We start from the raw sequence: 14,962 nt of genomic DNA on the forward strand, positions 1-14,962 counted from the left end.
GCCCGTGTGCTGTACTGTCACGCATGAGCGCCCTGATCGCGATCGACGGGTCGGACCCGGCACGGAAAGCCCTGGAGCACGCGTTCAGCGAGCACTCGGACGAGGAGCTGACCGTCCTGCACGTCCTCAGCCCGACGGAGTCGGCGTCCATCGGCGAAGCGCGTATGTATGTCGACCGGGACGAGGTGATGGAGAACCAGCGCGAGCGCGCCGAAGAGCTGTTCGAGGAGGCCGAAGAGCTCGCGGCGACGCGCGGCGCGACGATCGAGACCGAAACGACCGTCGGGCGCCCCGACCGCGCGATCGTCGACTACGCCCGGGACCACGACGTCGACCACGTGATCCTCGGGAGCCACGGCCGATCGGGCGTCTCGCGCGTGTTGCTCGGCAGCGTTCGAAAATCCACTGGATTTTCGAGCCAAGCAGAACGCGCCGCGTTCTGCTGACGTCGCCGAACCGGTCGTCAGGCGGGCGCCCGTCCCCGTCACCGTCGTCCGGTAGTGCTCGCTACTGTCGAGCGGGGGATCGCAGCTGGTCGGAACGATCCCATCATGAACGAACGACGAAACGCGGACGAACGCGCCGAACCGGGGGGCAGCGAATGACTGGACCGTCGCGAACCGAAACGGACGCGTTCGACCTGGCGTTCCTCCTGTCGGCCCTCGTGCTGGCGGGCATCCACCTGTATCTCGGGCTCGTCGCGCCGTTCGTGGCCGCCGGGCGCACCACCCAGTTCGTCCTCATCGGCCTGGTGTTGCTCGTCGGACCCGGGCTCTACTTCACTTCCTACTGGCGGCCCATCCTCTATCCTCTCGGCGTGGCGGTCGCCGTCTACCTCGGCGTGGTCTGGCTGTTGGCCGGTGCGGACTACCCCCGTTTCGGCCTCGCGGCTGGGGGTACGGCCACCGTGTTCGCCGCCCTCGCGCTCTACCTCTTCGTTCGCGGGGAAGCCACCGAGACCACCGACGTCGAGAGGTAGCGAGGGGCGGTGGCCCCGATCACCCCCTTCGGCGACGGTCGCGGGATCTGCTGGAGGTACAGGGGATGTGGCCGGTGGATATTCCCGAGTCGACGCCTTCGATCGACCGCCCGAGGACGTGACTTTCCGGACGTTTCGACTCGATCCGGGGAAGCTCACCGGATGAAAGGAGGTCGGGGGCGAGGAGGGCTGAGTTGGGACGGGCCCGCCTCAGTTCCCGAGCCGTCGCTTCGCGTACTGTGCGAGCAGCGAGAGGTCGTCGAACTCCAGCAGCTTCGCGATCGCCAGCTTGTTCCCGCTGTTGACTTCGCTCAGCGAGTCCGCGTCGAGCCGTTCGAGGTCCGCCAGCAGGCTGTCGTACCGATCGTTGGGCGCGAGATAGAGCAGCTCCGTCATCATCAGCCGGGAGCTCATGTCCGGCGCGACCTCGGTGTGCCAGAGCTTGTCGTATAGCGCCATGTCCTCGGCGGACGTGGCGGGCTCGTCGGGGATGAGACACTGATCGACGGTGATCGCGGCCGCACGCCCCGAGCGCATCCCCTTGTGGATCCCCTCGCCCCACAGCGGGTCGATCGTCGGGACCGTGTCGCCGATCGCCATGAAGGAGTCCGTGCTCAGATCGCCGGGGAGCTGGATGTGTGCCGAGCCGCGGTGCTGGCGCCCCTCGATGCGTTCGGCGGCCGCGAACCGCGGGTCGGTGTCGAGCCAGTGCTGGAGGTAGCCGTCGACCGTTCGATCGCTCTCGGCGTACTGGCGGTAGCTCTCGTTCTGGATGTAACAGAGCCCGACCTTCGCGGTGTTCTCGGCGGTATGGAAGATCCAGGAGTACCCCCCCGGCGCGTAGGTGTGATCGAGCCGCAGCATCATCGCGTCGGTCAGGTCGGCGTAGCCCGCCGCGTCGAGGTCGACGCCGTCGAACTCGTACTCGATGCCGATGGCCTGCTTCTCGCGCCCGAGCTGGGTCACGCCGAGCGCCTTCGCGAGCGGCGCGGCCGGGCCGGTGGCGTCGATCACGACCTCCCCGTAGACGTCCTTGGAGCCGTTGTAGCGTACCCCGCTGACCTCGCCGCCCTCCGTGATCGGCTTCGTCGCGCGGGCGTCGAAGCGGAACTCCACCCCCTTCTCGCGGCCGTCCTCGACGAGGTACTCCTTGAACGCGCCGAAGTCCAGAACGGCCCCGGCCTGCTCCTTGACGAAGTGCTCGTTCGGGGACTCGATCACGATGTCCTCGGTGAAGTTCATCACGACGTCGTCGGGGATCCCGAACGCCGACAGCATCGAGGGAAACGTCCCGCCGGTCGACTTGTTGCTCTGGCGCGGGAACTCCGCTTCGGGCTCGGTCTCCAGGACGACGACGTCGTAATCCCTCGCGGCGAGGTCTCGGGCACACTGTGCGCCGGCCGGACCGGCGCCGGCGACGACGACGTCGAAGTGATCGTTCATAACCGATCAATACGGCTACCCGTTATGAAGCTTGATACTTCTCGGGAGCGGCCCGGTCCGGACCCGCGGGTCGCTCCGCCCACGGACGGCGATCCACGGAGGGCCCGATCAGCCCATTCCGAGGCGTCCCGTCCACTGTGCCGCGTCGTGCTGGAACTCGCACTGGCCCACGGCCCAGTTGGACGTGGACTCGAACCCGCAGACGCCGCATCTGTATGTGCGCTCGCTCATACTGTAATGTAAACCGTCCTATAACATAGTTTTTTCGACTAGATAACAGGTACCACGGGGCCCGTAGAGTTATCCCGGCACGGTCCGGTAGCTGCCGTATGGGCAGCGACGGCGGGTACGACATCATGGAGGTGTTCATCATCAAGTTCGTGCTCGCGGACGTCGTCATCATCGCGGCGCTGCTGCTCGCGGGGCCGATCTACGCGGTCGCGATCACCGGCCTGCTCGTCCTCAGCGTCTTCCTGACGTGGTATCTCACCCAGCGGGTCGGGGGCGGCGAGGCCGACGCGGAGCCCGGAGGGGCCAGGGAAAGCGACCCCGTGACTGCGCTCCAGGAGCGCTACGCCGCCGGCGAGCTCTCGGAGGCGGAGTTCGAGGCGAAGCTCGACCGGGTGATCGAGGCCAACGAGCGCGCCGAGCGGGCCGGCGTGGAGACCGAGGAGCTGGCGATCGAGCGCTCGGGCTGACCGGAGTCGGTGGGTCTCAGTCCGATCCGGCCCGTTCGAGGCGCGCCCGCTCGATCCCCTCGTAGAGCGCATCCGGATCGTCGATCACGTCGCGATCGCAGCGGATCGCCAGTCCCCGACGGCGCTCGACCACGAGTTCGTCGTCGGTCAGCCGGACGTCAGCGATCCCCGACCAGGGGACGAACCGTCGTTTCACCGGCCGCTTCACCACGAGCCCCTCCCGGTGGACCCGCAGCTCCGGGAGCCACTGGTGGTTCTCGGAGCCGTCGAGCCAGTCGGCGGGGAGCAGCCAGGACGGCAGGCCGAGCCCGTCGCCGTTGCTGTCGGCGCGTTCGAGGCGGAGCCCGATCCCGTAGAGGACCGCGTAGCCCCCGAAGAACCACAGGCCGAAGAACGGCCGCCCGAGGCTGCCGGTCCGCCACGAGGCGGCACCCAGCCCGAGGGAGAGTAGGCCGACCCCGAACCAGTAGCGATCGCGGTTCGGCTTCAGGAACGTGGTCGTCGTGCTCGGCTCCCCGGAGACCATCGCCTTGGCGTATCGCGTCCGCGCCATCGACGCCACGACGAACGCGGACAGGCCCGTGAGGAACGCCCCGAACCCCGCCGCGAGCGCGACGACGCCCGGGAGGAGGGACGTGGCGAGCACGATCAGCCCGACGACGACCAGCACGATCGATGGAGCGAACGCCAGCGCCAGCCGTCGCCGGCTCCGCCCGAGGCGCTCGGGGAGGCCCTTGACCCGGCCCGCGGCGATCCCCCCGACGACGAGGCCGATCGTGATCGCGGAGGAGACACTCCCCAGAAGCGTCGCCGCCGACGCGCCAACCGCGGCCGCGACGGCGACCGAGCCGGCCACGAACGCCGCGGCGACGTACGCGCCCGCGGCGGCCATGAAGCCGGCGTCGGGCGGGTCGAGAGTCTCGGGGAGGGGCGGTGCGCGTCGGCCGTGGGACATGAATACCGTCACATATGTCCGCTACGTAAAAATAACTTCGCCGACAGGCCGGCTGGGAACGCGTTGGGCGGGCAGGATATCGGACAGGGGTCACTCGCCGCTCAGACGAGCCGCCCGACGAGCGCGTCGAGCGCCCTCATCTCGTCGTCGTTGTTCGCGTGGTCCAGCCCCTCGTAGAGGCGGGCGGTCACGTCCCCGCCGAGGGCCCCGAACGCGCGGGCCGACTCGCGGACGCGTTCGGCGGGGGTGCAGGGGTCGTCGTCGCTACAGCCGAGGAACACCGGCGTGCCGTCAAGCGATCTCCCGAACTCGCGGTTCGCGGACCCCAGCAACCTCCCGGACAGCGCGATGAGCCCGCCGTAGCGCCGAGTTTACTCCGCCTCGTCTCCCCAGCGACCGTGTGTCTCGGGCGCCCAGCCGTCGGGGACGACACGGTCGGGGTTCTCGGGACAGACTGCCCGATGTCCGTTCGCCGCCCGATCCGTCAGGAACGCTTTGCCACACCGCTCACACTCCTTCATTTACAATCTATTGTCAGTTGAAACCCCTTTGTTGTATATTTGATGAACATATTTCACCATTGATACCCACGCACGTCGAACGGTGGTAGGGGCGTCGCGGCTATATCAGCTGTTACCAGTACTCTCATGCGTATCGGATACTCATCAACCGAGCACTCCCTATGGAACTCTCAGACGACCTTCTGTGTCTGTTTAGTGGCGAGATCGAGTCCCGTGACGGCTCCTACGCGATCGAGGTTCCCGAACGCGAAGTAGAGCTCGGCGAACTCGAGCCGGGCGTTTCATATCGCATCGCAGTCGTCCCACAAACCCGGAAACGGACCGATTCGGATACCGATACCGAAAACGAGTCAGCTCGAGCGGCCCCCGAACCCAATCCGCCGGTTACGAAGGGTGATCACCGAACCGTCGAGATCGAGACGATCGGCGACCAGGGGGATGGGATCGCACGTGTCGAACGAGGCTACGTGGTGATCGTGCCCGATACCGACCCGCACGAACGCGTCGAGATCGAAATCACGAGCGTAGCGGAAACCGTGGCCTTCGCCGAAGTCGTCGAACGCTACGAGCACCACGAGTAGAGCTTCCCCTGTAGCGGTAGCCAGAGGAATGCTACTGGTGATCAGGGGTGGTTGTTGCAACGAAAGAATAGTGCCGCATGCGTGATCCATGAAGAGACCTCACCACTCGGTCCTCCTGGTGGGGCCGGGTCCTAAACAAGGGGGGGGGGATCCTGATAGGTCGTTTTGGGCCATCGCCTTGCAAGTGACGCCCATGAGTCTTTACCCCTGTTGAGAACAGTATCGGTGTGAGTCGAATCGACAACGGAATCGCCATCGGGCGGGGAGTCATCGAGGAAGCCCAGAACGATCAGATCACGTTTCTGGCGGCGAGCATCGCCTACTACGCGTTTACGTCGATCATCCCACTGTTGCTCTTTCTGTTTCTCATCGCTTCGATCGTCGGCGGCCAAGAACTGGCGAACCAGGCCATTGATCAGGCAAGTGAATACCTCGCTCCGGCCGGACAGGACGCGATCGACGACGCGATCACGGGTGAGGAAGGGCGAGGTGGGGCAACGATCGCAGGGTTCCTAGTCCTGTTGTGGAGCGCATCGCGGCTGTTTCGCGGACTCGATACCGCGTTCTCGATCGTCTACGATGCCGGCCTCGAGAAATCGATCATCGGCCAGCTCATCAATGCAGTGATCGTCTTCGGCGCGATCATCATCGCCGCAATGGGGATGATCGCCCTCGGGACGGTCCTCGTGGTCCTACCGGACGTGCCGTTCGGCTTCTTCACCCCGCTATTCCTGATAGCGGGCCTCACGCTCGTGTTCTTGCCGATGTACTACTTCCTGCCCGATATCGAGACGATATCCGTCAGACAAGCACTCCCCGGGTCGTTTCTCGCGGCGACCGGCTGGACGATTCTTCATACGCTGTTCGGATTGTATGCCTCGAACGCTGGTCAGTACGACGCCTACGGCGTCGTCGGTGCGATCCTGCTGTTGCTCACCTGGCTGTACGTCGGTGGCATCATCATCATTCTCGGCGCGCTCCTCAACTACGTCCTCATGGATCGTGAGGGCGAATTGCCCGATGACGCCGAGGCCGCAGACCGTTCGCCACTGGCATCCGCTGGGCCGGAAAACACGGCGAATAGCGACTCGTCAGGCTAACCGAACGTTAGCTAAATCAAGGGCCGTGGCCTCTGACGAGGTCGTTGAACGCTACGATCACCACGAGTAGGAGCCTCTTCGGTGTAGTGGCCGATAGAATGGTTGCCGAGGAACACCCGTAGAATGTCGCTTACTACACTCCTTATCGCGAGAAGTACTTAAACGGAAAGCCGCTGGTGGCAGCGGAGACAGGGGCTCAACTGAGAGGTAGTTGGACGTGAGGGAGCGCTCGACCAGCGCCTCTCCGGCGATCTCGCGTCGCTCGACGCATCGGTTGAGTCCACGGATGTGCCCGATACCGAAGGTCGTGATAGGGAGATCAGCGGACGGATCGGGTTCGAGTTCGCGAACTCGACGGCGATGACGATCCTATGGTCACCCTGAGTTCGAAATCGTTCCCGAGGATCTATAGCTGGTCACGAAGCACGTCAGCGACGGCATCGACGATCTCGGTGCCGTGTGTCTCGCGTACCGACTTCGATTGGCCGATCCAAACACCGGTGTGTGTCGAGAGGCGGTTGACGAGCGTCGCATCGTCGTCGGTGCGGAACCCTTCTCTACCGAGCTCCGCGTACACGTCGGTATCCGTCAGCACGTCGTTGATCGCCTCACAGATCCCGATGCGGAGTTCACGCGGCGCCTGTCCACCGACTTTGACGTTCTCCGTGCAGGTTCCGTGGAAGCTCACGGCGTAGTCGTACTCGTGTTCGCTCACCTCATCGAGCTGTGGGTACAATGCACGGGACATGCTTACATCTGGGTGATAGAAGTCATATGAATGGTTCGTCAACTCGCTTCCCCGTATGGCAACCCATCGGGGCTGTCGGTCACGATCGACCCGATGGCACCAGTCCTCCAGCTACGAACGGTGCTCATGGGATACTAAAGGAACGGCGTTAGAATATCTGAACGAGGACGATCGTACAGGACTCCTCGACCCGCAAATCCGCGATCTCCACTCGGTCCGTCTGGAGCATCCGAACGAGCTCGTCCTCGAGAGAGTAGGGTGCTTCGACCAGCAACTCCAGTTCCCGGTAGAAACCCTCATCCCGGTCAGCAGTTATGGTTATCGGGCCGGCACCTTCGGCACACTGTTTGAAGTTGCGCACTCGTGTCCGATGCCATCCCGATCCGTGAAAAGTCGCTCCAGCAACATGACGTCAGCCACATCTGAGGTCATAAATGTTTTTTCGTACTTTGAAGCAGGAAACAATTATCTATAATAATTTTACAACAATTCGCTAAATCAAAGGCGATTGTAGCTGTATTTCGTGTAATCGGCGACGAACCGAGGAGTCGGCACTCTACCTGATCAGCACCAGACACGGCACCTGCGTCCAAGAGGATCTCAACTACGGTGCTCGAACACCAGAGGGCGAGCTACAGGCCTTGAACCGGGACCGAAAACGGGAACTCCGTTGAGTCTACCCATCAGGCGAGATCACCGAGGAACCCATCCCAGTTATTCGTCTAGACAGACCGGGCACAGCCCCGATAGCGTTCCCGTTTTTTACCGATCCGACCTCGACGAGCGGCGCGGCGACCGGTATATACGGCTCCCGGTCGAACCGGGCCCACGCATGGAGCGGCGACTACGCGCCGACGGGTGGACGGCCGTCGACGGCGTGGCGGTCCGGGGACGCGCCTTCGACAGGGGGGCGCTGCTCGCCGACGAGGCCCTCGCGGCGAGGTTCCGGGGCGCCATCGAGGGGGCGGCGCCCGGGGAAGCGCTCGACGCCCTCTGCGATACCGCCGACTCGTTGGAGGGGTTCTTCGCGGCGGTCGTCGACGCTCCCCCCGAATTCGAGCGGAGCGCGTATCTCGTCGCCGACGGCGCGCGGTCGATCCCGCTGTACTACGCGACCGACGGAACGGTCGTCGGCGACCGGGGCCGGGTCGTTCGGGAGGAGACGGGGTCGGGGCGGGATCCGGTAGCCGAGAGCGAGCTGCTGCTTACCCGCTATGTAACCGGATCGGAGACGGTCTGGTCGCGGGTCCGCGTCACACAGCCCGGCGAGGTCGTCGCCGTCGGCGAGCGCGGTATCGAGGGACGGACCTATCGCGAGCACTGGCCGGGGGTCGAACGGGCCGATTCGAGCACTCCCGCCGAGGACCGGGTCGCACGGTCGGACCGCGAGGCGAGGGCGCTACTGCGCGCGGGTCTCGAGACTGCCCTCGATCGAACGGAGCGGATCGCTGAGGACCGTCCGATCGCCGTCCCGCTGTCGGGCGGCCACGACTCGCGGCTGCTCGCCGCCTCGCTGGTCGGGCGCGGCCGGGAAGTGATCGGCTTCTCGTTCGGCCGCGTCGGCCATCCCGACGTCGAGGCGAGCCGCGAGGTCGCCGCCGAGCTCGGGATCGAGTGGCACCACGTGGAGTACTCGTCGGAGGACTGGCGCCGCTGGTATCACGGGGAAGCTTGCCGCAGCTACCGCGAGGAGGCGTTCGCCGACGCCCTCCCCTTCCTCGCGGAGTGGCCGGCGGTCCGCCGGCTCGTGAGCGAGGACCGGATCCCGTCCGAGGTACTGGTCTGTCCGGGCCATACCGTCGCGACGCCGAGCGAACGGCTCCCCGGATTCGTCGGGGAGGCCGGTGCTCCCGACGGGGGCGAGACCGGCTGCGGGGTTCCCCAGGAGGACGATCGGGGCGCGGAGCAGGAGGGGGTCGACCCGTCGGTCGAGGGGCTCGTCGACCACGTGCTGGAGAGCCACTACACGCTTTGGGACTGGGACGACCCCCGGTTCGAGGCGGCCGCCCGCGAGCGGGTTCGGCGGGGGCTGCTCGGCGGCCGGGACCCGGACGCGATCGACGGTCCCGCGAGCGCCGCCGCGGCCTACGAGCGCTGGGAGTGGCGCGGGCGGATGGCGGCGTTCACGAACGGCGACTGCCGGGTCTACGAGGATCGGGGCCTCGACTGGTGGCTCCCGCTGTGGGACCCGGCGTACGTCCGCGCCTGGGAACGGATCTGGCTCGAGGGGCGCCGGGGAAAGCGCCTCCACAGCGAGCTCGCGGTCGAGCGCTACCGCGAGGTCGCCGATCTCTCGCGGGCGCGGGCGGCCCGCACCGACAGGACGCTCCCGACGATCGACCGGACGCTCTCGCTGCTGCGCCACACCCCCGAACGGGCGTTCACCGAGCGGGACGGCGAGTGGCTCCCGCCGTTTCTCGCGCCCCGTTCGCGCTTCGGCGAGTCCGGGAGCCACCCGCTCGCGTGGTACGGGGCGGTCGATCCCGTCCTGCTCGACCGGCTGCCCGACTCTCGGGGGTTCTACGCGCTTCGGGCCCTCGCCGAGACCGGCCGGATCGACTTCCTGGATCCATCGAGCCCGGTCCCCGACGGGACGGTCATCGAGCTGCCGACCGACGAGGGGTCGGACTGAGCGCTCCGGAACGAGGGGGTTATACATCACCCGGTGTGACCACTCGGTAATGAGACGACGAACGTTCCTCGAGTCCGGTGTGGCCGCGACGGCGATCGGGCTCGCGGGCTGCTCGGCGAACCCGGTGGACGACGACGATGCGGACGACGACACGCTCGCGGTCGCGACCTACGGATCGTTCGTCGACGCCCCGAGCGACAGCCCGGGCGAGTGGATCAAGGACGAGTTCGAGGAGCGCCACGACGTCACCCTCGAGTGGCACACGCCCGACCAGGAGATCAACTACTACATCGAGCGCCACAACGAGGACGTCGGGATCGAGCCCGAGCTCTACCTGGGGTTCAGCCCCCACGAGCTCGTGCGCGTCGACCGCAACACCGAGGGCGAACTGTTCACCGAGTGGGACGAGGGGGGCCTGGAGCACGCCGACGACGTCGACGAGGAGTTCTACTTCGACCCCCAGGACCGGGCGCTCCCGACCTACAGCAGCTACTGTGCGATCGTCTACGACGGCCGAACCGTCGCGGAGCCCGAGACCTTCGAGGACCTGCTCGATCCCGAGTACGAGGGCCAGATCGCGCTCTCGAACCCACAGGAGGGGACGACGGGGCTGCTGTTCCTGCTCTGGACGATCGATCAGTTCGGCGAGGAGGGCTATCTCGACTACTGGGAGGCGCTGCTCGAGAACGACGTCCGGATCCTCGACTCGTGGGGCGACGTCTACACGCAGTTCGAGGAGGAGGAGGTGCCGGTGATCGTCTCCTACTCGAACGACCGGGTCTACGCCGAACGGGACGGCAACGACCTCGAGAAACACCGCGTCTCGCTGCTGAACGACGAGGCCTACGCGAACGTCTCGGGGATGGGGCGCTTCGCTGACGGGACGAACGACGAGCTGGCCCACGAGTTCGCCGACTTCGTCCTCTCGCCGGAGGTCCAGGCCGTGATCGCCGAGCGAAACGTCACCGGGCCCGTCAACACCGAGACGGACCTCCCGGAGGTCTACGAGGAGTACGCCCAGATACCCGACGACCCGGTCTTCTTCGACTACGACGAGCTCGACGAGAACCTCGAGACGTGGCTCGACGGCTGGAGCGACGTGGTCGCCGGTGGCCGATAGCCGCCCGTCGGGGGTCGAGGGCGAGAACGGAAGCGAGAGCGAAGGCGGAACGCCGGCGATCGGGACGGACGGCGGTCCCGCCCCCATCGGCGGGCCCAATGCGGAGGGCGCGGGCGGCCCGTCCGAGCCCGACGACGGGCGGGCCCGCCGGGTCCGCGACGCGCTCGAACGCCGCGCCATCGCGCTGTTCGCGGCCGGGACGACGCTGCTTCTGGTCCTGCTGTTCTACTACCCGGTCGCCACGGTCCTGATCGAGTCGGTGGTCGTCGAGGGGGCGTTCACGCTCGCGGCCTTCGCGGAGCTGCTTCGAGACCCGTTCTACTTCGGCGACCTCGCGCGACTGCTGGCCGGGGAGTCGCCCCGCGCGGTCGCGGGCGACGTCCTCGCGGGCCAGCGCCGGCTCGGGATCGTCGGCTTCACCGCCTACCAGGCCGCACTGTCGACGCTGCTGAGCCTCGCGCTCGGGCTCCCCGCGGCGTACGTGCTCGCGCGCTACGAGTTCCGGGGCCGCAAAACGCTCCGCTCGCTGACGATCCTGCCGTTCGTGCTGCCCTCGATCATGGTCGCGATCGGCTTCGTCGCCACCTTCGGGCAGAACGGGACGCTCAACGCGGTCCTCTCCGCCTTCGGGCTCGGCCCCGTCGAGCTGCTGTTCACGCTGGAGGCGGTGTTGATCGCCCACGCCTTCTACAACGCGCCGCTGGTCGCCCGGGTCACGACCGCCGCCTGGGAGTCGGTCGACGCGCGGACCGTCGAGACCGCCCGCAGCCTCGGGGCGGGTCCGTTTCGCGCCTTCCGTGACGTGATCGCCCCGCAGCTCTACCCCGCCGTGCTGATGGGCGGGGCGCTGACGTTCGTCTTCACCTTCGGGACCTTCCCGATCGTGCTCGCGCTGGGCGGCTTCGAACTGGCGACCGTCGAGGTGTTCGTCTACCAGCTCGTCCGGGAGCTGAACTACACCGAGGCGGCGGCGCTGGCGATCGTCGAGCTCGCGATCACGCTCGGCGTTCTCTACGCCTACCTGCGCTACGAGGCGAAGCACACGGTCCGTTCGCGGGGCGTCCGTCCACTGCCTCGAAAATCGTTGCTGCCCGCGAACCCCTCGCTTCGCGAGCTCGTCCCCCGGCTCGGGATCGGCGTCTACGCCCTCGTCGCGCTGGTCGTGTTCGTCTCGCCGATCGCGAGCATGCTCTATACGAGCGTCACGGGGCCGAGTGGGCTCACCCTCGATCACTACCGCTTCCTCATGGAACGGCAGGCGACCGGGGCGGCCTTCCAGGTCCAGCCCTGGCCGGCGATCCGCAACTCGCTGGTCTTCGCCGCGGGCGCGCTGGCGCTCTCGCTGCCGATGGGCGTGGTGGTCTCGGTGCTGACGACGCGGCGCTATCGCGGCCGGAAGCTCGTCGACGCCGTCTCGATGGCGCCGCTCGCGGTCTCGGGGATCATCGTCGGGATCGGGCTGTTACGGGGACCGGTCTTCGGCGTCGAGATCGCGGGCTGGCGCTTCGCCGTCGGCGGGGCCGTCGCGATCGTCGCCGCCCACGCGGTCACCTGCTATCCCTTCGTGGTCCGAACCGTCGCGCCGGGCTTCGAGTCGCTCGACCATCGCCTGATCGAGTCCGCGCGGGCGTTGGGCGCCTCGCGGGCCCGCGCGCTCGTCGACATCGAGCTCCCGCTGGTCTGGCCGGGGGTGGTCGCGGGCGCGGCGTTCGCGACGGCGATCTCGATCGGCGAGTTCTCCTCGACGATCGTATTGGCGACCGGCACGGACCAGTACACGATGCCGATCGCCATCGAGCGGTTCATCGGCCGCCGGCTCGGCCCGGCGACCGCCATGGGCGTCGTCCTGCTCTTCGTCTCGAGCGTCAGCTTCGTGATCATCGACCGCCTCGGGGGTGAGAGCTTTGGGCTCTGAGCCGGGCGACGCGCCGGTCGCGCTCTCGATCGAGGGCGTGTCCGTCGAATACGGGACGACGACCGCCGTCGAGGAGCTCTCGCTGTCGGTCCGGGAGGGCGAGTTCTTCACGCTCGTGGGGCCCTCGGGCTGCGGGAAGACGACGACCCTGCGCCTGATCGCGGGCTTCGAAGCGCCCGACGGGGGGTCGATCGCCGTCCGGGGCGAGGACGTCTCGGGGGTCCCGCCCGAGGAGCGCGACGTCGGCGTCGTCTTCCAGAACTACGCGCTCTTTCCCCACATGAGCGTCGCGGAGAACGTCGGCTACGGCCTGAAGTTCGCGGACCCGCCCGGCGGCGTCTCCCGCGAGCGACGCGTCGAGGAGCTCCTGGAGCTGGTCGACCTCGAGGGGATGGGCGCTCGCGAGCCCGAGCAGCTCTCGGGCGGCCAGCAACAGCGCGTCGCGATCGCCCGCGCGCTCGCGGCCGGCCCCGACCTCCTGTTGCTCGACGAGCCGATGAGCGCGCTCGACGCGCGGCTTCGCGAGCGGCTCCGGATGCAGGTGCGTTCGATCCAGCGCGAGCTCGGGATCACGACCGTCTACGTCACCCACGACCAGGAGGAGGCGCTCGCGATCTCCGACCGAGTTGCCGTGATGCGTGGCGGGCGCGCGGAGCAGGTCGACTCGCCGCAGGCGATCTACGGGCGACCCCGGACGCGGTTCGTCGCGGAGTTCGTCGGCGACAACAACGTCTTCGCCGGCGAGGTCGTCGGCCCCGCCGAACGATCCGGGCGATGGGCCGTCCGGGTCGGGAGCGAGACGGTGACGGTCGGTTCCGGCGACCGCGAACTCTCGGTCGGCGATCGCGTGACGTTCTGTGTCCGTCCCGAGGCGTTCGCGACCGGACTCGATCACAACCGCCTCGAAGCGAGGGTTGAGAGCGCCGAGTTCCTGGGCGATCGGACCCGGACGCGTCTCGAGTGGCAGGGCCGGGAGCTCCTCGTGTGGACGGACGACCGCCCGGGGGGACGGGTCGCCGTCGGGTTCCGACCGGAGGACGTACACGTCGTCGACGTCGAGTCGACCTGAACCCCGGCGATTCGTCCCGGTCTACGAGAAGAGGGTCCGGAAGAACTCGGCGATGCCGTCGAGGAACCCCGAGGACTCCTCGTCCTCTTCGTCCCCGTTACCGTCGCTCCCGTCGTCCCCGTCGGCCTCGCTGTCCTCGCTACCCTCACTGTCCCCGTCCTCATCCGCTCCCTCCCGCTCGGGAGCGTCGAGAACGTCGAACCGATCGAGGGCCTCCTGGAGCGTGACGATCTCGATGTCGCGCTCCTGGGCCATCTCGATGGCCAGCTCGACGCGCTCGGGGGGCAGCGTCTCGTAGTGGCTGTGGCCCGAGAGGATCCCGAAGTCGGGCTCGTTCGCGACGGTGTCGAGGAAGTCGGCGATCTCCGCCTCGTCCATCGCGTCCTCCTCGAAGTAGCGCCGCGAGAGATCGAGCGGGTCGGGCTCGTGCTCGGGGTTCAGCCCGACGCCGTCGTCCTGGGGGACTGCCTCGTAGTACTCGGAGACGAGTTCGCCGACGAGCCCGTCGTCGCGCTCGTAGGTGTGGACGTAGCCCGTCACCTCGCCCTCGCCCGCGATCTCCTCGAGCTGGGTCCGGGACTCCGCGAGGACCTCCTCGGTGAACTCGTCGGTGTAGCGCACCCGCGTCTCGTAGCCCGCGGTGAAGCTCTCGCCGAGGGGCTCCTCGAGCTCGAGGTACTGCCCGTCGGCGTCCTCGCCCTGGCCGACGACGGTCGCCTCGGCCTCGCTCTCGTCGTCGAAGACGACCAGCGGGTCGCCCTCGTAGCGGCCGTGGACGTTCGAGTCGACGTAGATCTCGGCGTCGTCCGCCGCGACGTCCTCGACGATCGGCACCTCGCCGAGCGCGCGGTGCTCGAGGGTGTGGGACATGACCTCCCAGCCCGCGTCGTACATCTGTTCGAGCTGGCCCGAGTAGAGCCAGTCCTCGGTGGTGTCCATGAGCCCGGGACAGGCGGCGACGCAGCCGGGCGCGTCGTACTCCTCGTGGGCGTGGAACGTCTGGTGGTAGTCCTCGGCGGGGCTGTCGTCGTAGACGAACACGAGGTAGCCCGCCGGCTCGTCGTCCTCGGCGTCCTCCTGGGCCGCTCCCGAGCTCGAAACGACCGCCGAGCCGGAGAGCAGCGCCGCGCCGGCGCTGGCCGCCCGCATGAACGATCGCCGCGTGGAGCGAAGCGTGCCGCGTGTGCTGTCGGTCACGGCC

The 14,962-nt window shown here is 67.3% G+C and carries 15 protein-coding genes and 1 pseudogene; 9 read left to right on the plus strand and 7 right to left on the minus strand.

Annotation, left to right across the window (positions count from 1 at the left end; genetic code table 11):
- The first annotated feature begins 23 nt into the window (after window positions 1-23).
- Window positions 24-446, plus strand: coding sequence for a universal stress protein (locus WOA58_RS15240; RefSeq protein WP_340605127.1), 423 nt, complete (start codon window positions 24-26; stop codon window positions 444-446).
- Window positions 447-601: 155 nt separating this feature from the next.
- Entirely contained in the window at window positions 602-979 is a 378-nt protein-coding gene (locus tag WOA58_RS15245) for a DUF7475 family protein (protein ID WP_340605128.1), read from the plus strand.
- A 210-nt stretch (window positions 980-1,189) separates the two neighbouring features.
- On the opposite strand, the gene WOA58_RS15250 is transcribed toward WOA58_RS15245, so the two are convergent.
- Window positions 1,190-2,422 carry a digeranylgeranylglycerophospholipid reductase gene (locus WOA58_RS15250; protein WP_340605129.1) on the minus strand — a complete coding sequence of 411 codons (1,233 nt, stop codon included), beginning with the start codon at window positions 2,420-2,422 and terminating at the stop codon, window positions 1,190-1,192.
- A gap of 329 nt (window positions 2,423-2,751) precedes the next feature.
- Between WOA58_RS15250 and WOA58_RS15255 the strand changes: the two genes are divergently transcribed.
- On the plus strand, window positions 2,752-3,120 hold the full coding sequence (locus WOA58_RS15255) for an SHOCT domain-containing protein (protein ID WP_340605130.1): 369 nt from the start codon (window positions 2,752-2,754) through the stop codon (window positions 3,118-3,120).
- Window positions 3,121-3,136: 16 nt separating this feature from the next.
- Here WOA58_RS15255 and WOA58_RS15260 read toward each other — a convergent pair whose 3' ends face one another.
- From WOA58_RS15260 to WOA58_RS15270, 3 genes and pseudogenes are all read right to left on the minus strand, one after another.
- A complete protein-coding gene (locus WOA58_RS15260) occupies window positions 3,137-4,075 on the minus strand; it encodes a PH domain-containing protein (RefSeq protein ID WP_340605131.1) in 939 nt (312 codons plus the stop codon).
- A gap of 101 nt (window positions 4,076-4,176) precedes the next feature.
- Window positions 4,177-4,428, minus strand: a pseudogene (locus WOA58_RS15265) (alpha/beta hydrolase); the annotation flags it as partial.
- An 18-nt stretch (window positions 4,429-4,446) separates the two neighbouring features.
- A complete protein-coding gene (locus WOA58_RS15270; protein ID WP_340605132.1) occupies window positions 4,447-4,596 on the minus strand; it encodes a hypothetical protein in 150 nt (49 codons plus the stop codon).
- Between the two features lie 161 nt (window positions 4,597-4,757).
- On the opposite strand from WOA58_RS15270, the gene WOA58_RS15275 reads away from it, so the two are divergent.
- Together WOA58_RS15275 and WOA58_RS15280 are read left to right on the plus strand one after the other, a co-directional pair.
- Window positions 4,758-5,177, plus strand: coding sequence for a TRAM domain-containing protein (locus WOA58_RS15275; RefSeq protein WP_340605133.1), 420 nt, complete (start codon window positions 4,758-4,760; stop codon window positions 5,175-5,177).
- A gap of 227 nt (window positions 5,178-5,404) precedes the next feature.
- Window positions 5,405-6,277 (plus strand): YihY/virulence factor BrkB family protein, encoded by an 873-nt coding sequence (locus WOA58_RS15280; protein ID WP_340605134.1) that lies wholly within the window; start codon window positions 5,405-5,407, stop codon window positions 6,275-6,277.
- 406 nt (window positions 6,278-6,683) lie between these two features.
- Here the strand turns inward: WOA58_RS15280 and WOA58_RS15285 are convergent, their stop codons facing one another.
- The gene (locus WOA58_RS15285) at window positions 6,684-7,025 is read right to left on the minus strand and encodes a hypothetical protein (RefSeq protein WP_340605135.1); all 342 of its coding nucleotides are present in this window, start codon (window positions 7,023-7,025) and stop codon (window positions 6,684-6,686) included.
- 148 nt (window positions 7,026-7,173) lie between these two features.
- Complete coding sequence (locus WOA58_RS15290; RefSeq protein ID WP_340605136.1) at window positions 7,174-7,386, minus strand: hypothetical protein; 213 nt, start codon at window positions 7,384-7,386, stop codon at window positions 7,174-7,176.
- Between the two features lie 471 nt (window positions 7,387-7,857).
- Here WOA58_RS15290 and WOA58_RS15295 point away from each other — a divergent pair, with 471 nt between their 5' ends.
- The 4 genes from WOA58_RS15295 to WOA58_RS15310 all read left to right on the plus strand — a co-directional run bounded on the left by WOA58_RS15295 (window position 7,858) and on the right by WOA58_RS15310 (window position 13,761).
- On the plus strand, window positions 7,858-9,657 hold the full coding sequence (locus tag WOA58_RS15295) for an asparagine synthase-related protein (RefSeq protein WP_340605137.1): 1,800 nt from the start codon (window positions 7,858-7,860) through the stop codon (window positions 9,655-9,657).
- 49 nt (window positions 9,658-9,706) lie between these two features.
- On the plus strand, window positions 9,707-10,777 hold the full coding sequence (locus WOA58_RS15300) for a thiamine ABC transporter substrate-binding protein (RefSeq protein ID WP_340605138.1): 1,071 nt from the start codon (window positions 9,707-9,709) through the stop codon (window positions 10,775-10,777).
- 85 nt (window positions 10,778-10,862) lie between these two features.
- Window positions 10,863-12,692, plus strand: coding sequence for an ABC transporter permease (locus WOA58_RS15305; protein ID WP_340605275.1), 1,830 nt, complete (start codon window positions 10,863-10,865; stop codon window positions 12,690-12,692).
- On the plus strand, window positions 12,682-13,761 hold the full coding sequence (locus tag WOA58_RS15310) for an ABC transporter ATP-binding protein (RefSeq protein ID WP_340605139.1): 1,080 nt from the start codon (window positions 12,682-12,684) through the stop codon (window positions 13,759-13,761). Before WOA58_RS15305 ends, WOA58_RS15310 begins: the two co-directional genes overlap by 11 nt.
- Before the next feature lie 21 nt (window positions 13,762-13,782).
- Here the strand turns inward: WOA58_RS15310 and WOA58_RS15315 are convergent, their stop codons facing one another.
- Window positions 13,783-14,958: a polysaccharide deacetylase family protein gene (locus tag WOA58_RS15315; protein WP_340605140.1), complete on the minus strand. Its 1,176-nt coding sequence runs from the start codon at window positions 14,956-14,958 to the stop codon at window positions 13,783-13,785.
- Window positions 14,959-14,962: the final 4 nt, after the last annotated feature.

The sequence above is a fragment of the Halalkalicoccus tibetensis genome, assembly GCF_037996645.1.
In the GTDB taxonomy this organism is placed as follows: domain Archaea; phylum Halobacteriota; class Halobacteria; order Halobacteriales; family Halalkalicoccaceae; genus Halalkalicoccus; species Halalkalicoccus tibetensis.